This window comes from Archaeoglobus sp. UBA230, assembly GCA_002507545.1.
Taxonomy (GTDB): domain Archaea; phylum Halobacteriota; class Archaeoglobi; order Archaeoglobales; family Archaeoglobaceae; genus Archaeoglobus.
In genome coordinates this window covers 38,202-52,531 of sequence record DAVR01000016.1, presented here as the reverse complement: position 1 = coordinate 52,531, position 14,330 = coordinate 38,202, and the positions used below count along the sequence as shown (strand labels likewise).

23 protein-coding genes and 2 tRNA genes are annotated in these 14,330 nt (G+C 45.3%); 21 read left to right on the top strand and 4 right to left on the bottom strand.

Annotated features, from left to right (window positions below; genetic code table 11):
• Nucleotide 1 precedes the first annotated feature (1 nt).
• From rpoB to BP688_RS04220, 4 genes are all read right to left on the bottom strand, one after another.
• On the bottom strand, nucleotides 2–1,816 hold the full coding sequence (gene rpoB, locus BP688_RS04235) for a DNA-directed RNA polymerase subunit B (protein WP_290624529.1): 1,815 nt from the start codon (nucleotides 1,814–1,816) through the stop codon (nucleotides 2–4).
• 1 nt (nucleotide 1,817) lies between these two features.
• Nucleotides 1,818–3,356 carry a DNA-directed RNA polymerase subunit B'' gene (locus BP688_RS04230; RefSeq protein WP_290597091.1) on the bottom strand — a complete coding sequence of 513 codons (1,539 nt, stop codon included), beginning with the start codon at nucleotides 3,354–3,356 and terminating at the stop codon, nucleotides 1,818–1,820.
• A gap of 35 nt (nucleotides 3,357–3,391) precedes the next feature.
• Complete coding sequence (locus BP688_RS04225; RefSeq protein ID WP_290597090.1) at nucleotides 3,392–3,622, bottom strand: DNA-directed RNA polymerase subunit H; 231 nt, start codon at nucleotides 3,620–3,622, stop codon at nucleotides 3,392–3,394.
• Between the two features lie 23 nt (nucleotides 3,623–3,645).
• Nucleotides 3,646–3,719, bottom strand: a tRNA-Lys gene (locus BP688_RS04220).
• 134 nt (nucleotides 3,720–3,853) lie between these two features.
• On the opposite strand from BP688_RS04220, the gene BP688_RS04215 reads away from it, so the two are divergent.
• The 21 genes from BP688_RS04215 (at nucleotide 3,854) to BP688_RS04115 (ending at nucleotide 14,328) form a co-directional block, all read left to right on the top strand.
• Nucleotides 3,854–4,072: a hypothetical protein gene (locus BP688_RS04215; protein WP_290597089.1), complete on the top strand. Its 219-nt coding sequence runs from the start codon at nucleotides 3,854–3,856 to the stop codon at nucleotides 4,070–4,072.
• Nucleotides 4,050–5,033 (top strand): ATP-binding cassette domain-containing protein, encoded by a 984-nt coding sequence (locus BP688_RS04210; protein WP_290597088.1) that lies wholly within the window; start codon nucleotides 4,050–4,052, stop codon nucleotides 5,031–5,033. Before BP688_RS04215 ends, BP688_RS04210 begins: the two co-directional genes overlap by 23 nt.
• Nucleotides 5,030–5,785, top strand: coding sequence for an ABC transporter permease (locus BP688_RS04205; protein WP_349677334.1), 756 nt, complete (start codon nucleotides 5,030–5,032; stop codon nucleotides 5,783–5,785). Before BP688_RS04210 ends, BP688_RS04205 begins: the two co-directional genes overlap by 4 nt.
• Before the next feature lie 44 nt (nucleotides 5,786–5,829).
• A tRNA-Thr gene (locus BP688_RS04200) sits at nucleotides 5,830–5,902 on the top strand.
• 129 nt (nucleotides 5,903–6,031) lie between these two features.
• Nucleotides 6,032–7,123: a hypothetical protein gene (locus tag BP688_RS04195; RefSeq protein WP_290597086.1), complete on the top strand. Its 1,092-nt coding sequence runs from the start codon at nucleotides 6,032–6,034 to the stop codon at nucleotides 7,121–7,123.
• A gap of 177 nt (nucleotides 7,124–7,300) precedes the next feature.
• The gene (locus tag BP688_RS04190; protein WP_290597085.1) at nucleotides 7,301–7,858 is read left to right on the top strand and encodes a hypothetical protein; all 558 of its coding nucleotides are present in this window, start codon (nucleotides 7,301–7,303) and stop codon (nucleotides 7,856–7,858) included.
• 5 nt (nucleotides 7,859–7,863) lie between these two features.
• A complete protein-coding gene (locus BP688_RS04185) occupies nucleotides 7,864–8,133 on the top strand; it encodes a hypothetical protein (protein WP_290597084.1) in 270 nt (89 codons plus the stop codon).
• A complete protein-coding gene (locus BP688_RS04180) occupies nucleotides 8,130–8,729 on the top strand; it encodes a hypothetical protein (protein ID WP_290597083.1) in 600 nt (199 codons plus the stop codon). Before BP688_RS04185 ends, BP688_RS04180 begins: the two co-directional genes overlap by 4 nt.
• On the top strand, nucleotides 8,726–9,094 hold the full coding sequence (locus BP688_RS04175) for a hypothetical protein (protein ID WP_290597082.1): 369 nt from the start codon (nucleotides 8,726–8,728) through the stop codon (nucleotides 9,092–9,094). Before BP688_RS04180 ends, BP688_RS04175 begins: the two co-directional genes overlap by 4 nt.
• Nucleotides 9,091–9,369 (top strand): hypothetical protein, encoded by a 279-nt coding sequence (locus BP688_RS04170; protein WP_290597081.1) that lies wholly within the window; start codon nucleotides 9,091–9,093, stop codon nucleotides 9,367–9,369. The genes BP688_RS04175 and BP688_RS04170 overlap by 4 nt, the downstream gene beginning before the upstream one ends.
• Nucleotides 9,366–10,088: a DNA polymerase sliding clamp gene (locus BP688_RS04165; RefSeq protein WP_290597080.1), complete on the top strand. Its 723-nt coding sequence runs from the start codon at nucleotides 9,366–9,368 to the stop codon at nucleotides 10,086–10,088. Before BP688_RS04170 ends, BP688_RS04165 begins: the two co-directional genes overlap by 4 nt.
• Nucleotides 10,089–10,090: 2 nt before the next feature.
• Nucleotides 10,091–10,333 (top strand): hypothetical protein, encoded by a 243-nt coding sequence (locus BP688_RS04160; RefSeq protein WP_290597079.1) that lies wholly within the window; start codon nucleotides 10,091–10,093, stop codon nucleotides 10,331–10,333.
• Between the two features lie 2 nt (nucleotides 10,334–10,335).
• Nucleotides 10,336–10,464 carry a hypothetical protein gene (locus BP688_RS04155; protein WP_290597078.1) on the top strand — a complete coding sequence of 43 codons (129 nt, stop codon included), beginning with the start codon at nucleotides 10,336–10,338 and terminating at the stop codon, nucleotides 10,462–10,464.
• Nucleotides 10,461–10,652 (top strand): hypothetical protein, encoded by a 192-nt coding sequence (locus BP688_RS04150; RefSeq protein ID WP_290597077.1) that lies wholly within the window; start codon nucleotides 10,461–10,463, stop codon nucleotides 10,650–10,652. Before BP688_RS04155 ends, BP688_RS04150 begins: the two co-directional genes overlap by 4 nt.
• Nucleotides 10,645–11,349 carry a DUF5131 family protein gene (locus tag BP688_RS04145; RefSeq protein WP_290597076.1) on the top strand — a complete coding sequence of 235 codons (705 nt, stop codon included), beginning with the start codon at nucleotides 10,645–10,647 and terminating at the stop codon, nucleotides 11,347–11,349. The genes BP688_RS04150 and BP688_RS04145 overlap by 8 nt, the downstream gene beginning before the upstream one ends.
• Nucleotides 11,346–11,837, top strand: coding sequence for a hypothetical protein (locus BP688_RS04140; protein WP_290624527.1), 492 nt, complete (start codon nucleotides 11,346–11,348; stop codon nucleotides 11,835–11,837). Before BP688_RS04145 ends, BP688_RS04140 begins: the two co-directional genes overlap by 4 nt.
• Nucleotides 11,834–12,031 carry a hypothetical protein gene (locus tag BP688_RS04135; RefSeq protein WP_290597074.1) on the top strand — a complete coding sequence of 66 codons (198 nt, stop codon included), beginning with the start codon at nucleotides 11,834–11,836 and terminating at the stop codon, nucleotides 12,029–12,031. Before BP688_RS04140 ends, BP688_RS04135 begins: the two co-directional genes overlap by 4 nt.
• A gap of 13 nt (nucleotides 12,032–12,044) precedes the next feature.
• Nucleotides 12,045–12,485 (top strand): hypothetical protein, encoded by a 441-nt coding sequence (locus tag BP688_RS04130; protein WP_290597073.1) that lies wholly within the window; start codon nucleotides 12,045–12,047, stop codon nucleotides 12,483–12,485.
• On the top strand, nucleotides 12,482–13,129 hold the full coding sequence (locus BP688_RS04125) for a ribonuclease H-like domain-containing protein (protein WP_290597072.1): 648 nt from the start codon (nucleotides 12,482–12,484) through the stop codon (nucleotides 13,127–13,129). Before BP688_RS04130 ends, BP688_RS04125 begins: the two co-directional genes overlap by 4 nt.
• A complete protein-coding gene (locus tag BP688_RS04120; RefSeq protein ID WP_290597071.1) occupies nucleotides 13,107–13,316 on the top strand; it encodes a hypothetical protein in 210 nt (69 codons plus the stop codon). The genes BP688_RS04125 and BP688_RS04120 overlap by 23 nt, the downstream gene beginning before the upstream one ends.
• Nucleotides 13,303–14,328, top strand: a complete 1,026-nt coding sequence (locus BP688_RS04115) for a hypothetical protein (RefSeq protein ID WP_290597070.1) — start codon at nucleotides 13,303–13,305, stop codon at nucleotides 14,326–14,328. Before BP688_RS04120 ends, BP688_RS04115 begins: the two co-directional genes overlap by 14 nt.
• The last annotated feature ends 2 nt before the right edge of the window (nucleotides 14,329–14,330 follow it).

Sequence of the window (14,330 nt, the reverse complement as noted above, 5' to 3'; positions counted from 1 at the left end):
CTCACGCTTTATCGCCCAAGACTATTCTTGGAGCAATCATCATTGATTTTAACTCATCGAGCAGGAGTTTGAAGGCGTAACTCATCTCAACTCTGTGGATGTTGCTGTCATCATCGCACACGTAGCAGTAAGCCGTCCTTCTGCGGTAGTCGTAGGTAGCTATATGTCCGCAGTTCCCGCAAACCCAAACCTCAACTTTGTCTGACTCCTCAAGCAGTCTGTCCTTTAGAAGAAGGGCGGCACCATGGCCGATGAGAACATCTCTCTCCATCTCTCCAAATCTCAGACCACCTTTTCTCGCTCTACCCTCAGTCGGTTGCCTTGTCAGAACCTGCACCGGTCCTCGGCTTCTGGCGTGTATCTTACTTGAAACCATGTGGTAGAGCTTCTGGTAATAGATTACCCCTACAAATATATCAACAACGTATCTCCTCCCGGTAATCCCGTCATACATAACTTCTTTGCCTGTATGGCTGAACCCATATTTTTTGAGTGCTGCTCTCAAGTCCTCTTCCTTCTCTCCATGGAAAATAGTTCCGTCAACTCTCCTTCCTTCCAGACAGCCCACCTTTCCACCAATCATATCCAGAACATGCCCTACGGTCATTCTCGATGGAATGGCATGAGGGTTGATTATCATGTCCGGAACGATTCCTGACTCGGTGAAGGGCATATCCTCTTCAGGAACGATCAACCCTACAACCCCCTTCTGTCCGTGTCTTGAAGCAAACTTGTCGCCGAGTTCGGGTATTCTCAAATCTCTGACCCTCACCTTTGCGAGTTTCGAACCCCCTTCAGATTGCATCAGGAAGACTGCATCAACAATTCCTTTCTCGTTGCTTCTCATTGTTATTGACGTTTCTCTTCTCTTTTGTGGTGAGATGCCAAGTTCTGTCGGTTCCTCAAGAAATCTCGGTGGAGATGTTTTGCCAATCAACACATCATCAGGTCCAACCTCAGTTTCAGGGAAAACAAGCCCATCCTCATCGAGATGAGCGTAGGCTTCAGCCCCCCTGAATCCGGAAACATCAGCACCCGGAATCTCGAATTTGTCCTCCTGACCGCCCGGATACCTCATCTCCTCAGACTCGTATGTTCTATAGAAGAAAGACCTGCCCAAGCCTCTCTCGATACTCCCCTTGTTCATTATCAGAGCATCCTCAATGTTATATCCTTCATAGCTCAAGACAGCAACAACGAAGTTCTGGCCAGCAGGCCTCTCATCAAACTTTATCTCCCTCTGGGTGTCTGTGGTGACTAATGGAACCTGCGGATGCTGTAGCAGATGCCCTCTTGTGTCAGTCCTCCAGGCAAGGTTTGAGTAGGGAATTCCGAGGCTCTGCTTGATCATAGCGGCGCCCATTGTATTTCTTGGAGACGCATTGTGCTCAGCGTAAGGAACGCTTCCAGTACATATCCCGACTATGAGCATTGGGTCAAGTTCGAGGTGGGTGTGCTCGGGGGTTAGTTCATGCTCGTAAACAGCTACGTAAGCGTTCTCCTCCTCCTCAGCGTCAAGGAATTCAATCAAACCCTGCTTTACGAGATCGTCAATTGTTAGCTCTCCCTTCTTGATCTTTTCGATGTGTTCAGGAGTTACAAGAGGCTTACCGTCCTTTACGACGATCAACGGTCTTCTCGCTCTTCCGGCATCTGTGTTTATCCTAACCTCATTCGAGTCAGGGTAGTAAACGACATTTACCTGGTTAGATATCTTTCCTTTCCTTCTCAATTCACGAATCTGATTGGCTAAACCTTCTCCATCATCGTGAAATCCTACAAGAGCACCATTAACGTAAACTCTACACTTTCTCACATTACTCACCCCTTATCGGGACAACACCGAGCTTGAAAATTGTCCTTTTAACCTCATCTTCATCCACTCCGACGCTGACTTCGGCATATTCTGCGAAATTCTTCACCAGTCCACAGTTCGGACCTTCGGGGGTCTCACTGGGGCAAATCCTCCCCCACTGGGTTGGGTGCAAGTCCCTTGCTTCAAAATGGGGCTGTGATCTTGACAGTGGGGAAACAACTCTCCTGAGGTGAGATAGAACAGAAATATAGTTGTGTCTGTCTATGAGCTGGGAAACTCCAGTTCTACCACCAACCCAGTTCCCTGTAGCCATCGGGTGCATTATTCTGTCTGTGAGAACATCACTCCTGACAGCAGTTGACATTTTAAGCGGTCTACCCCTTATCTTTGCCCTTTCAAGCTGGTATTTAACGTCTTTTATAAGCCTGAGAAAAGCAACCCTGAAAATTTCCTCCATCAAATCTCCTGCAAGCTTCAGTCTCTTGTTGGCGTAATGATCTTTGTCATCTTCCCTTTTGTATCCGAGGTAAAGTTCAAAAACGGATTCTGCCATCCTCGCGAGGAAAAAGGCTTTAGCCCTTCTTGCCTCCTTATCCGTTCCGAGATGTGGCAGGAAATACTGGTCAATAACCTGTTCTGCTCTCTGGTTTCTGTACTCTCTGCTCTGCCCCGGTGCAACCCTGCGACCGATGTATTCAATAGCCTCTTCGTAGTTGCTCACTTCAGCATCCTCAACGTTCTGCAGCATGTACTTCATGATTTCAGGATTCGTGCTAACCATCTCTACGATTTCCTGATCAGTCTCAACGCCAAGAGCTCTCATCAGGGTCACGAACTTAATCGGCTTTGGAAGCTGCGGGAAGGTGACTTCAAGGATGTTGTTTCGTCCTCTCTCAACGACTATCAGAGCCCTGTAACCTGCTCTCTGGGAGAAGCACTTGGCGAGTTCAACCATCTCGCCATACTTCTCCTCCCTCTCAAGCAATATTTTGTTGGGTGAGAGGTCTTCAAGTGTAACCAATGCCCTCTCCGTGCCATTGATGATGAAGTAACCACCGGGGTCGTATGGGTCCTCTCCCGCAATGCATAGCTTGTCCTCGTAACTCAAAGAGTGCGGATTATCCACCTTTCTCACTTTTTCAAGAGCCATGTCAATATATTGGGGATTAAGGTTACAGATTTTTGATTTCACCATTACAGGAAGCATTCCGATTTGAACATACTCTGTCTCAAGCGGTTTGCCCTCGTCATAAACTGTGCATTCAAGATAAATTGGAGCAGCATAGCTGAGGTTTCTCAATCTCGCATCAGCTGGTAGGAGAGGCATTATCGTTCCTTCTGCTTCCTTGATGAGCGGAGTTCCAGCTCTTATCCTGCCGAGTTCGACATAGGTATCAGGAATATCTAACTCTATCACTCCCTGCTCGTCAATTACTCTCTGCAAGCCCTCATCAACGAACCTGTTAAAGGAATCTATTTGATGCTTGACGAGCCTCTCATGAGTGAAGTACGCTCTCGCCAAAACACGGGTGTCGAGCATGTATTCTCACCTTTCGTTAAATTTTCCGCATTTCATCATATAACCAATCTGTAAAAGACACTCTCTCCTGCAGTTAAACTTTTCCTTGTAATCTTAACAATATCTCCTGGCTTCGCACCAATTTCTTTGGCGATGGGGTCATCTGCCTTCATCTTCGGGAGCTGTTCTTTGCGGACTCCGAGTATTTTAAGCAGTTCTTCTGCTTCCTCTTTACTCAAAATCTCATGTTTTGGAACGAGCATGTGTTCCTGCAGCTTGAACTTCATAACTCTCCTCCTGTATTTGAATGCGGGCTCGACGGGATTTGAACCCGCGACCGACGGGTTAAAAGCCCGTCGCTCTGCCTGGCTGAGCTACGAGCCCCTATTTCAAAGCAACGGTAAAGGTTTAAATCTTTTTCGTGGCTCGCAAATAAGTAGCAATAACGGTATCTTCCTTTTAAATTTTTGCCATTTAAGAAAATTTTATATCAGCGGACGCATCAAGAGTGTGGAGGTATGGAGGAACATCTCAAGTCTTTCGTTTTGGAAATGCAAAATCGTGGAAGGGTCAGGACAGTTGAAAAGTTCGGGATTTCACCAAGTCCCGGAACAACATTCTCAGTTCTCGTAAGTTTAAAACTGGCTGAGGGTGAGAGTAAGCTGAAGGGGGATAGGAAGAAAGTTTACTGGCTTAATGAAGAAGGCAAGCTGGGTGAAGGCTACGTACGCGATTGAGGTCGAAAATCTGGTCAAAAGATTTGGAGATTTTGAAGCCATTAAGAGTATATCCTTCAAGGTTAGGAGAGGTGAAGTTTTTGCCTTTCTTGGTCCAAATGGGGCTGGGAAAACGACCACTGTTCACATTTTAACGACATTACTCAAGCCAACGGATGGAAAGGCGAAGGTTGCGGGGCTTGATGTTGTCAAAGAAGCAAAGGAAGTCAGAAAGAAGATTGGAATTGTATTTCAGGAACCAAGCGTAGACAGGGATTTGACAGCTTACGAGAACATGTTGATACATGGTGGAGTTTACGGATTGAGCGGTGTGAAGTTGAGGGACAAGATAGAGAGGTTACTGAGATTCGTTGAACTCTGGGATTTTAAGGATAGGCTTGTAAGGCACTTTAGTGGTGGTATGCAGAGAAGACTGGAAATTGCCCGCTCGTTACTTCATGAGCCTGAAGTTCTGTTCCTCGATGAGCCGACGCTCGGTCTGGACCCTCAGACAAGGGTTCACGTTTGGAATTACATCAAAACAATAAAAGAAGAGCACGACATGACGGTATTTCTTACAACTCACTATATGGAGGAGGCTGAGAAGTTGGCGGACAAGATAGCTATCATAGATCACGGAAAAATTATCGCAGAGGGAAGATGTGATGAACTCAAAAAATTGGTTGGTAGTGATGTGGTGTATGTCAGAGTTGATAGCAATGCTGAGTGTTTTGAAGAAGGAGACTTCATAAAGTCATGTAAGGTATTAAGAGACGGTAGGATTAGAATTGACGTTGAGAACGCTGCAGAAGCTCTACCTAAAATTTTCGAGATTGCAAGGGAGAAGGGTGTGAAAATCGTTGAGATGACATATCACCAGCCAACTCTCAACGATGTGTTTCTGCACCTGACAGGTAGAGAGATAAGGGACGAAGGAGGAGAATTTTTCAAAACCATCGTGAGGTCGTGGATGAGAAGATGAGAGCCTTCATCATAATGGTTTATCGGCAGATCAAGCGATTCAGCCGTGCCAAATCGAGAGTTGTGGGAATGGTTGTAAACCCACTGATCTGGCTGATATTCTTCGGGGTGGGATGGAGCGGGGTTTTCAAAGATGTGAGAGTATTTGGTGGTGTAAACTATCTCACATATCTTGCACCCGGAATTTTTGCCATGACGATCTTCAATCAGAGCTTTATAAGTGGTGTTAGCGTGATATGGGACAGAGAGTTTGGGTTCCTAAAGGAAGTACTCGTTGCTCCAGCATCAAGAAAAGAGACGATATCTGGAAGAATCGTGGGCGATTCTATTGTTGCAACAGTTCAGGGGGCGATAATCCTCTTTTTAACACTTCTAATCACAGAAGTTCGGATTCCTGGCATTCTACCAACTCTTGGTGTTGGATTACTCCTTGCTGTCGCATTTTCAAGCTTTGGTGTTTGCTTGGCGACGAGAATACAGAGCATGGAGGGATTTCAGATGATTATGGCAGTTCTAATGCTTCCTATCATTTTTCTCAGCGGTGCGATATATCCAATAAATGCGATGCCATGGTGGATGAAGTTACTGGCTTACATAAACCCCCTAACATACGCAGTGGATGGGGCGAGAAGTATGCTTACTGATGTTGATGGTGTCTTTCCCCTTTCTACTGATCTGTCCATTCTTGGTTTTCTTGCGTTAGCTTTCCTTGGAATCGCGATGTTTGCCTTTGAAAGGAGCACCTTAGAGTAAAGCAAAAAATTAATTAACTCTCCGAATCAAAATGAAAGCAGAGTGCCGCCGTGGCTCAGCTGGCAGAGCGGGTGACTTGTAATCACCAGGTCGCGGGTTCAAATCCCGCCGGCGGCTTCGTTATCCAAACTCTTCTCAAGCGTAGCTAAGCTTAACTTAGAGGTTGCCACAGTTTTGCAAAGTTGCTCAAAAATCCTTGAGCTTAAAGGCAAGAACTTCTCTTTTTGCGAACCACGGGTGGTGTGAATGATTGTCGAGCATGTCAGGGACACCAAGGGGGGAATGAGGGTCTACAAGCTCGATGGCGTTTTGTTGCACACGAATCCAGGATCTACACTCGAATCTATTCTCCACCAATTATCGCAATTCGGTAAACCATACTTCACTTCGATGGACTTCAAAGGGAATCAAAAGCGCATAAGTGAAGCTCTGTCATCTCTCTATAGAAAAGGAGCTCTTTCGAGAAGCAAGGGGATCATCAGTTTGAGGGGTAACGAGCGCTTCTACTTGTACTTCAGCCACAAACTCGCATCTCTCCACGACAGACTTGTCGAGCAATTCTTGGCCGAAAACTTGCCAGACAGAATTGTTGACATCTACGACAGAATAAAATATGGCAAGGAAATCTTGAGCAACTACGACATCAGGAGCGAGTATGGAACTGTGGATCTGACACCTCTCGAGAACTACATCCGCAATGGCTTGTTGGCATCGAAACATATCAAGAAGTACCAAGGTCGCTATGTCGATGCGACATTCTACTACAGTCCAGAACTCGAACAGAACATTGACAGGATAATCGAGGAGAAACTCGAATTGTCAATACAGAAGAGGCACGAGGCGATGAAGAAGGGCAGAGAGTTCGAGAGCTTGCTTTACGAAGCTCTCTCAACTCTTTTTGAAACAAACAGAATCGCAATACAGATCTTCGAATTCAACAAACAAGTTAGGAAGCAATTGCCAAATGGAAAGCTTCGAATCTTTGACCTCGTTGCCTACGCGATTCCAGTCATAGAAGTAAATGGCAAGTGGAAAAGGCTAAAGTGGTTCCATGGAAGCATAACGATTGTTTTCGAGTTTAAGTACAATTTCAGAGTTACGAAAGGTTTTCTCGCTGAATATTACTTGGATGTCAAACAAGCCTATGGTGATCTTGCAATTCCAGCGCTCGTTGTGGATGGCAGTGTTTACGATTCAGCATGGGAGTTTTGCAGACACTATGGAATCTGGATCATTACTGGTTCTTCCTTGGAGACCCTTCTGAATGCATCGATGGCTCCGCCTTCACAGGCATCCCCATTGGAGGTGGAGCCATGTTGGTTCGAAACTATATCGTGACAGGAGTTAGTTTAGAGGAACTCGAGCGAACAGTGTTGGAAGAGATCCGCCGATATGGCTCGAGGCTCGTGAGCCTCGAAGTGGAACGCAGAGATGATGGATTGTACGACATAGATGTCGAGTACGAGGATTTGGTTGTGGATGAAGGGTTTAGGAAGCTGGTGAGGGGGCTTTGCAATGCCAACTAAGTACAAGGCTATTAAAGTTTACAAGCGTGGCAAAAGTGTCGCGGAGATAATTTGCGGGCGTTATGAACCAAACATAGATTCTGCGTGCAAGCACTCTGGAAACTGTAAGAATGAGGTTTTAAGAACTCTCGGAGAATTTAGCGAACTTCGTTGCTTTGCAAAAGAGTTGAAGTTTCCCTATACCTCTGAACACGAGTGCTTGAAGTGTGGTAAGAAGGTTGTTGTTGAGAACAGTACTTCCGTGCCCACTGGTTGGTTGTTGCGCAACGATGGCGTTACGCTATGTGACAAGTGCAAGGATGAGCAAGATGATCTTGTAGAGTTCCTCAAGGAGATATATGAAGCAAAACTTGCGTTGGAATTTGCAATTAATGTGCTCGACAAAACCAATATCCTAATCGGAAGAAGAAAGGAGATCAGAGGGCAATTGCAAGCATTGGTTGCAAAGCTCAAGCAAATGATCGTGGATTGCAGGGTGAGTAAACCTACTGAGGAAGAGCTCAAGGCTGAGATCGAGAAAATAAAGGCTATCGTTCAGATGGGGTGATACTCTTGTCAGACAAGTTGACAATACCATTGGGTCGAACTTGGGTGGGTTACGAGTTTATCACCATTCAGCGCTACAAGCGGAAACCAAGATTCAAAATAACAAGTACTATCAAGTACTGGAGTGGAAAGTTCAGAACACTTGGCATAAAATACGCCAAAACCGCTGAGGAAATTATAGATATAATAAACAACGAAATGCTGATTCCAATTTTCAAGTTGCCAAGGGAGGCAGAGGAGAAGATCCGCAATTTTTGTAAGGGGTGCGAGCAATGAAGCAAGTTCCCAATCCGTTCTTCGAGGTATGTCAGAATAACAAGGACCACCCATACCACAACAAGCAATGCGATGAGAGTTGTCCCGATAGAGACCTTTGCATGAGAGGGGAATTGATAGACATCAAAGAGTTTCTCGGTTGCAACGATTGCAAATACAGCGGCATAGCGAACATTAATGGCGATAGGCATGTTTGTTTGGCGACTGGAGATATAGTCCTGATAGAAGAGCTCCAACAATGCCCCCTTGACACGAATCCATTGCAAAAGACAATCACGCCAGAAGAAGTGCGAAAGTATGGATTGTTGCTCGAGGAGGCAATTGAAATTTTGAAGAGATTGAATGACACGATTTCCAGGATAAGATATTCTTTTGATCGCAACGACCTCGAGGCATTGCTTTATGGCAAAACAAAGCTGCCCAAGAAGACAATCAGAGCTGTTTTGGATGCTATAGAGAAGGCGAGAAACGCTGATGAGAAACACGCTTTGAGGAAGTTCATTGCAACGATGGGCGATGTACGCTACAAGGATGTTGTCGTAGTGCTTGATGAAATCGAGAGGTTGAGCGAGAGGTACATGGGGGATGAGCGATGAACGAATTGAAACTTGTAGAGATACTTGCCAATAAGGGCGAGCCAATCGTTAACATAGTAAAGGAACACGCCTTGCTTCGCTTGGAAGATCCGAATCACATTTTCGCCATAATAAGCTACGATGCGGTCAAGGATCTCAGCAACCACATTCTTCTGATGAAGCCCTTACCAAAGGACATCAAAGCTCTGTCATCAATCCTTTCCAAATATGGTATCAAGCGCTTGTACTTGGCGATAGAAGTCGATAACAGGAAGACAGCTGGAAAAGTCATTGGCAAGAAAGGCTGGAAGATGAAGATGTTGAGCAAATACATCGGAATGCCACTCAAAGTTGTCGTAGATGGTTCTGGAGGGGATGACCAATGAACACGTGGATAAAGACTGGCAGACTTTACATCAGGGCCGATGACATCAAGCAAATATACTACAGACCAACGAAGGACAGAAATGGAAGGGATGGCTTCGAATTCTTCGCTGTTACGGACAGGAAGAAGCCTCGCCTCGGATTCTTCAGGTTGAAGAGTGAGAGGCAAGCCAAGAAAGCGATTGAATTGCTCATTAAAAGCTTGGTACATGGAGGAATAGTGGACTTCGATCAGATTGTCGAGAGCGCAAAAATACGCGTTGAGGTGAGAGAATGAATGTAATATGCAAGGCTTCTATTCTTAAAACAGTAGTACAAGCTCTCAGACCTTTTGTCAGCGAGGCAAAGTTTCGATTCAACGATGGACTCAATGTCAGAGCTGTGGATGCCAGCAATGTCGCGATGGTCATCGTGAAAGTACCATTGGATGCTTTCGAAGCCTTCGATGCGAAGGAAGAGATCGTGGGTGTGGACATAGACAGACTCAACGATTTGTTGAAAGGACTGAAAAAGGACGATTTAGTAGACATCGTTTTCGATGGAAAAGCAATAAAGTTGCGAAGCGGGAACATGGCATACGAGCTTAAAGCCATAGATCCTTCGGCAATAAGAAGGGAGCCTAAACAACCAAGCTTGGATTTGCCAGCCAAGATAACTTTGAAGGTTGAAGAAGTCAAGAAGTTCATTTCTCTTGCTAAAAACATATCTGACAGCGTAATTTTCAGAACCGACAAAGAATCGTTCTACGTAGAAGCAAAAGGAGATATCGATAGGCTCGTTCTCGAAATCGATTCTGCGGATCTTGAAGAGTTCGAGGGCGCTGAAGCCAGAAGCATGTTTGGCTTGGATTACTTGGAAATGATGCTAAAAGTCGCATCATCTGACGATTTGCTCACGATACATCTTGGCACCGATTATCCAGTGAGGTTGCACTTCGAAATCGGAAGTGTCGTTGTGGAGTATTTCTTGGCTCCAAGAATAGAGTACGAGGGATAGCAATGTATGTAACTCTCAGAAGCATTGGTGTTGAAGATTCGATGAAGAAAAGGACTTACAAAGCAAAGTTGCAGAACACTGGAGACATAGACATCACGATAACAATCAAGGCTGAAACAAAGGAGGACTTGAAGAGATTTCTGAGAACAATAAAAAAAGGCGCTGTTTTCGAGCTGAAGCTCGAACCGATTAGCAGCATCAATGAGCGAAGTCTTGACGATTTTGTGGAGTTCGAGGGGGATTAACAATGCAGATTGTCATTGTCATCGGAGCTGTAAATTGCAAGCATCATGGACTCATGACACTCGAGATGTGTCAGAAATGCCCCTATTTTGGCGGATTCGTCGGATTCAAACAAGTGAGGTGTAACAGATGATGGCAGCGTTATCAATTCTGATTCTAATTTATTTTGCAATTGGGGCTTGGGTAGGCTTTGGAGCCACAAAATACCACAAGAAGCCCGAGGACAAATTGATCACGTTGCTTTTAGCTATGGTGCTTTGGCTTCCAGTTCTCGTTTGGGCTTTTGTTGACGAACTCAGGAGTGGTGGAGGATATGAATAGGACAAAGATCGAATGGACCGATTTCACTTGGAACCCTGTAACTGGTTGCTTGCATAATTGCCCCTATTGTTATGGTCGCAAAATCGCTAATCGCTTCAAAAAGCTATTTCCGTATGGCTATGCTCCAACATTCCACTCTGAAAGACTGAAAGAGCCATATAACAGTGTTCCAAAGAGTTTCAGATCGAGGAATCCGTACCTCCCAATGGGTAGCGCTATGATCTTCACAGTCAGTATGGGAGACCTTTTTGGTGCTTGGGTGCCAATAGAGTGGGTTCACAAAGTCCTCAATGTTGTCAAGGACAACTCGCAGCATGTATTTCAATTTTTGACGAAGAATCCGAGAAGGTACTCGTGGTTCGCATTTCCAAAGAACACTTGGATTGGAGCGACATTAGATGGTGTGAATCTTGCAAATCTGTACGTGGCTAAATCTTGGTTGCTCAGAGCCAAAACTCCATCGGTCAGATTTCTGAGCTTTGAACCATTGCTAAAGCAACCGAGTGTTTTTGAGCCAGATGATTTCGAGGGCATCGATTGGATAATCGTTGGTGCCCAAACCAATCCTTATCGCCCACCTAAGCCAGAGTGGGTGGAACGCATAATAAAGCCAGCAAGAGAACTTGGAATCCCAATTTTCCTCAAGAACAACTTGCGATGGCCAGAGAAGATCCAAGAATTTCCGGAGGTGCGATGATGCCATGTGTTGCGAACTCTGCCCTCACTTTCCTTGCAACATGTGGATCGAGGGCCACAACGATTGCTGCCACGAGTGCGAGTTGTACTTCGATTGTTTTCCAGAGGAGGCCGATTCGTGTGGATGAGTTTCTGAAGATTGCCAAAGATAAGGGATTGCTTGATCTCTTGGATTGCGATTTCCTGAAGGGGAAGGTTCCCTATGGCGAATACTGGTGGTGCGAAAAGTTCTCTGAACTTACAGGCTTGCCACCAATAATAACGATATACGATTGCATTGAACTCTGTCCTAACAACTTTCTTTCGGATGTCGAACTCAAGGATGAACTCAGAATTTACATGGGTCCAAAATACGCGAGAGTTCCGAGAGGAGTTGTTGTCAAGCTCGTGGCTGTCGTGAACAGAAGGATGGCGATTTTCGAGTGGAATGGCGAGCGATACAATTGTCCGATACGATTGCTCTGGCGAATTCGGGAGGGATCAAGATGAAGGGAGCTTGCAACAACCCGAAGAGCTATTACTTCGATACTGAGGTCGATGAGGAATTCGAGCCAGAAGAATGTGGGCTTAGAAAATGCAAGTATTGCCCGCACTTCATAAGGGCTGACGAGTTGGATGACTTAGCTTACAGAGAGTTGGAAAGGGAAAGAGATAGGCTTGGGAGAATGTTCGGGCTATTTTAGGAGGTTTGATATAATGAGAGAGAACGAACGCGATAGAGCAACATTCTTCCGATATCTTGCTACAAAATTAAAGGGCTTGGACATTCTGAGACACTTGCATCTGTCGGAGGTACAAGACTCAATTGCACATGTATTCTGCAATAAAGATTGTCCTCTGAGGCAAGAGGCTGAAGATGGGATGTGCGGCAGGGAAGATTGTATACGCTACACTCGCGAGTTTCTGAAGCATTGCAAAGCTCCCCTTCTTACGAAATCTCTTGGAAAGTTGAAGCTATATGGAAACGAGAACGTCTTCCTCTGCAAGCTTTGTGGAGCGCCATGCATATACATAGGTCCAGCACTTGCATGGTTTCCTCCTAATTTTTGTCCCTACGATGCCCAAAAAGATGCAGAGTGGAAGAAAATCGATAGAAATGACTTATTTAATGCGATAAGGGAGGTAGATGCAAAATGACAGCAATTCTCCGATTAAATCCTGTTTTTCTCGATATCGAAACGACTGGCTTGGACCCCATCCCGACTGAAAAGAAAACAGAGTGCGAGATAGTAGCAATAGGCGTAGGGTACATCGAGGATGACAAGCTCAGAGTCGAAGTGCTGTCGAGGGACGAGTACAGCGAAGACGACATGATTGTAAAAGCTATCTACAAGCTCACTGAAAACGATTCGAATTGCATAATTGGATACAACATCAGCTTTGACATACCCTTTATTTCTGCGAGATATCTAAAACACGAGTACAACTCGTCGCTCGTTACGCGATTGAGGCAGCTTTATCGCGTGGATCTTATGTATGTTGTTACGAGGTATCTCCAACCCAACAACAAGCACGTAAAACTGAAAGAAATCGCGGAATATCTTGGCCTTCCATACGATTCTGAGATATCTGGCAGAGATATACCGAAGTTGTACGAGGAATCGAAATTTGCGGAGATAAGGGCCCATTGCCAGAGAGACATCGAGACAATTTTTCACTTGTTCCTCAGATTGAAAGATCTTTGCAAACACAACATCCAGCGCCGCTACAGAATCGATCTACCAATCGAGTTCGAGGGAGAGATGGAGGGATGGAATCGTGTTCTTAGTTCTGTGGGTTGAGAATCATTACAATGCTAAGTTGGAGGGGTACGAGCAAATCGTGAACGCAAAACCTTTCAAGTATTTCGACGAGGCCAAAGAATTTGCCGAAGATCTGTATGACAGCAAGCTCAATCCAGAAGCTGACTTTGTTGCAATCCTTCCTTGCTTCGCTTTCTTTGGAGGTAACACCAATGAGGGCAATTGAGTTAATTCTCGACAAGATAAACGAGCGCGACTCTCTATACAAGCAAACTTGGAAGCAATTGCCACTCGAAGATCTCATAGCGATGGCCCGAGTAAAGTCTTACAGATCCTCAACAATGCTCCAGACTGGTTGCAAGGAAAAATTACTCGACGATTTGGTCGATGGTGCGGCCTATTTCATTTTTGCCATAGAAAGGATGCTGGATGAGCCTGACAAAGAATTAAGCGAACCAGGATGGCGAGAAGTTGGAAGCATTTACTACTTCATTGACGAAAAGAACGATCTGATATACTTCAAGCATAGGGCCGATCCTCCAGGCTTCAAGCGGAGGCTAATATTCTCAAAAGTCAAGGAATTGTTCGATGCTCTTCCAGCACGGTCCACTGTTAAAGATGTATTGAAGCAAGCAAGGGAGATGGAACTCAAGATTTCTGATGCTACTGCGAGGTACTTGATGCACATATTCTCGGCTCACAACGACTTCGAAGCCAAGCTTGTGAAGGCCCACAAGAGAGGCTCGGAAATGATCCTTGTCAAGGGTACCGAACTAATCAATTTCCGAGAACCAAGAGAGCCAGTAAAACCGAAGAGGCGTGGGAGGAAGCCAGCGTATGACGAAGAGAGTGTTATTTGGATTTCCCATCGCTACTTCCAATACGCTATCCACGATGGCAAGTTGATCATCCGAGTGACAAATAAAGATGGCAGAAGGTTGTGGTCCAGAGTTTACGATTACGATAAAATAAAAGAGCTCTTCGAGAGTTTACCAGAGGAAGCTTATGCTGAGGACATAGCAAGAGTTGCTGAAAAACTTGAACTCAACATTGACAGGAAAGTGGCATCATCGTTTCTAATGCCAATCTTCGCCAATTATGTCGATTTCGATGCGGAACTCGTGAAAGAGGGGAGAAAACTCAAGCTCATCAAACAGTCGTTCTCGCTCTCTGAGGACATAAAGATGAAATTGAAGCAAGAGAGGGAGCTCATCGGCAACATGTACGATGGCACGTAAGC

What these genes read in the sequence shown, in the direction of transcription:
- BP688_RS04205 (WP_349677334.1), top strand. Translation starts at nt 5,030, where the DNA reads ATGAGAGCCTTCATCATAATGGTTTATCGGCAGATCAAGCGATTCAGC.
- BP688_RS04195 (WP_290597086.1), top strand. Translation starts at nt 6,032, where the DNA reads ATGATTGTCGAGCATGTCAGGGACACCAAGGGGGGAATGAGGGTCTAC.
- BP688_RS04115 (WP_290597070.1), top strand. Translation starts at nt 13,303, where the DNA reads ATGAGGGCAATTGAGTTAATTCTCGACAAGATAAACGAGCGCGACTCT.
- BP688_RS04175 (WP_290597082.1), top strand. Translation starts at nt 8,726, where the DNA reads ATGAACGAATTGAAACTTGTAGAGATACTTGCCAATAAGGGCGAGCCA.
- BP688_RS04145 (WP_290597076.1), top strand. Translation starts at nt 10,645, where the DNA reads ATGAATAGGACAAAGATCGAATGGACCGATTTCACTTGGAACCCTGTA.
- BP688_RS04165 (WP_290597080.1), top strand. Translation starts at nt 9,366, where the DNA reads ATGAATGTAATATGCAAGGCTTCTATTCTTAAAACAGTAGTACAAGCT.
- BP688_RS04135 (WP_290597074.1), top strand. Translation starts at nt 11,834, where the DNA reads ATGAAGGGAGCTTGCAACAACCCGAAGAGCTATTACTTCGATACTGAG.
- BP688_RS04130 (WP_290597073.1), top strand. Translation starts at nt 12,045, where the DNA reads ATGAGAGAGAACGAACGCGATAGAGCAACATTCTTCCGATATCTTGCT.
- BP688_RS04180 (WP_290597083.1), top strand. Translation starts at nt 8,130, where the DNA reads ATGAAGCAAGTTCCCAATCCGTTCTTCGAGGTATGTCAGAATAACAAG.
- BP688_RS04190 (WP_290597085.1), top strand. Translation starts at nt 7,301, where the DNA reads ATGCCAACTAAGTACAAGGCTATTAAAGTTTACAAGCGTGGCAAAAGT.
- BP688_RS04215 (WP_290597089.1), top strand. Translation starts at nt 3,854, where the DNA reads ATGGAGGAACATCTCAAGTCTTTCGTTTTGGAAATGCAAAATCGTGGA.
- BP688_RS04125 (WP_290597072.1), top strand. Translation starts at nt 12,482, where the DNA reads ATGACAGCAATTCTCCGATTAAATCCTGTTTTTCTCGATATCGAAACG.
- BP688_RS04230 (WP_290597091.1), bottom strand. Translation starts at nt 3,356, where the DNA reads ATGCTCGACACCCGTGTTTTGGCGAGAGCGTACTTCACTCATGAGAGG.
- BP688_RS04160 (WP_290597079.1), top strand. Translation starts at nt 10,091, where the DNA reads ATGTATGTAACTCTCAGAAGCATTGGTGTTGAAGATTCGATGAAGAAA.
- BP688_RS04225 (WP_290597090.1), bottom strand. Translation starts at nt 3,622, where the DNA reads ATGAAGTTCAAGCTGCAGGAACACATGCTCGTTCCAAAACATGAGATT.
- BP688_RS04150 (WP_290597077.1), top strand. Translation starts at nt 10,461, where the DNA reads ATGATGGCAGCGTTATCAATTCTGATTCTAATTTATTTTGCAATTGGG.
- BP688_RS04140 (WP_290624527.1), top strand. Translation starts at nt 11,346, where the DNA reads ATGATGCCATGTGTTGCGAACTCTGCCCTCACTTTCCTTGCAACATGT.
- BP688_RS04170 (WP_290597081.1), top strand. Translation starts at nt 9,091, where the DNA reads ATGAACACGTGGATAAAGACTGGCAGACTTTACATCAGGGCCGATGAC.
- BP688_RS04155 (WP_290597078.1), top strand. Translation starts at nt 10,336, where the DNA reads ATGCAGATTGTCATTGTCATCGGAGCTGTAAATTGCAAGCATCATGGA.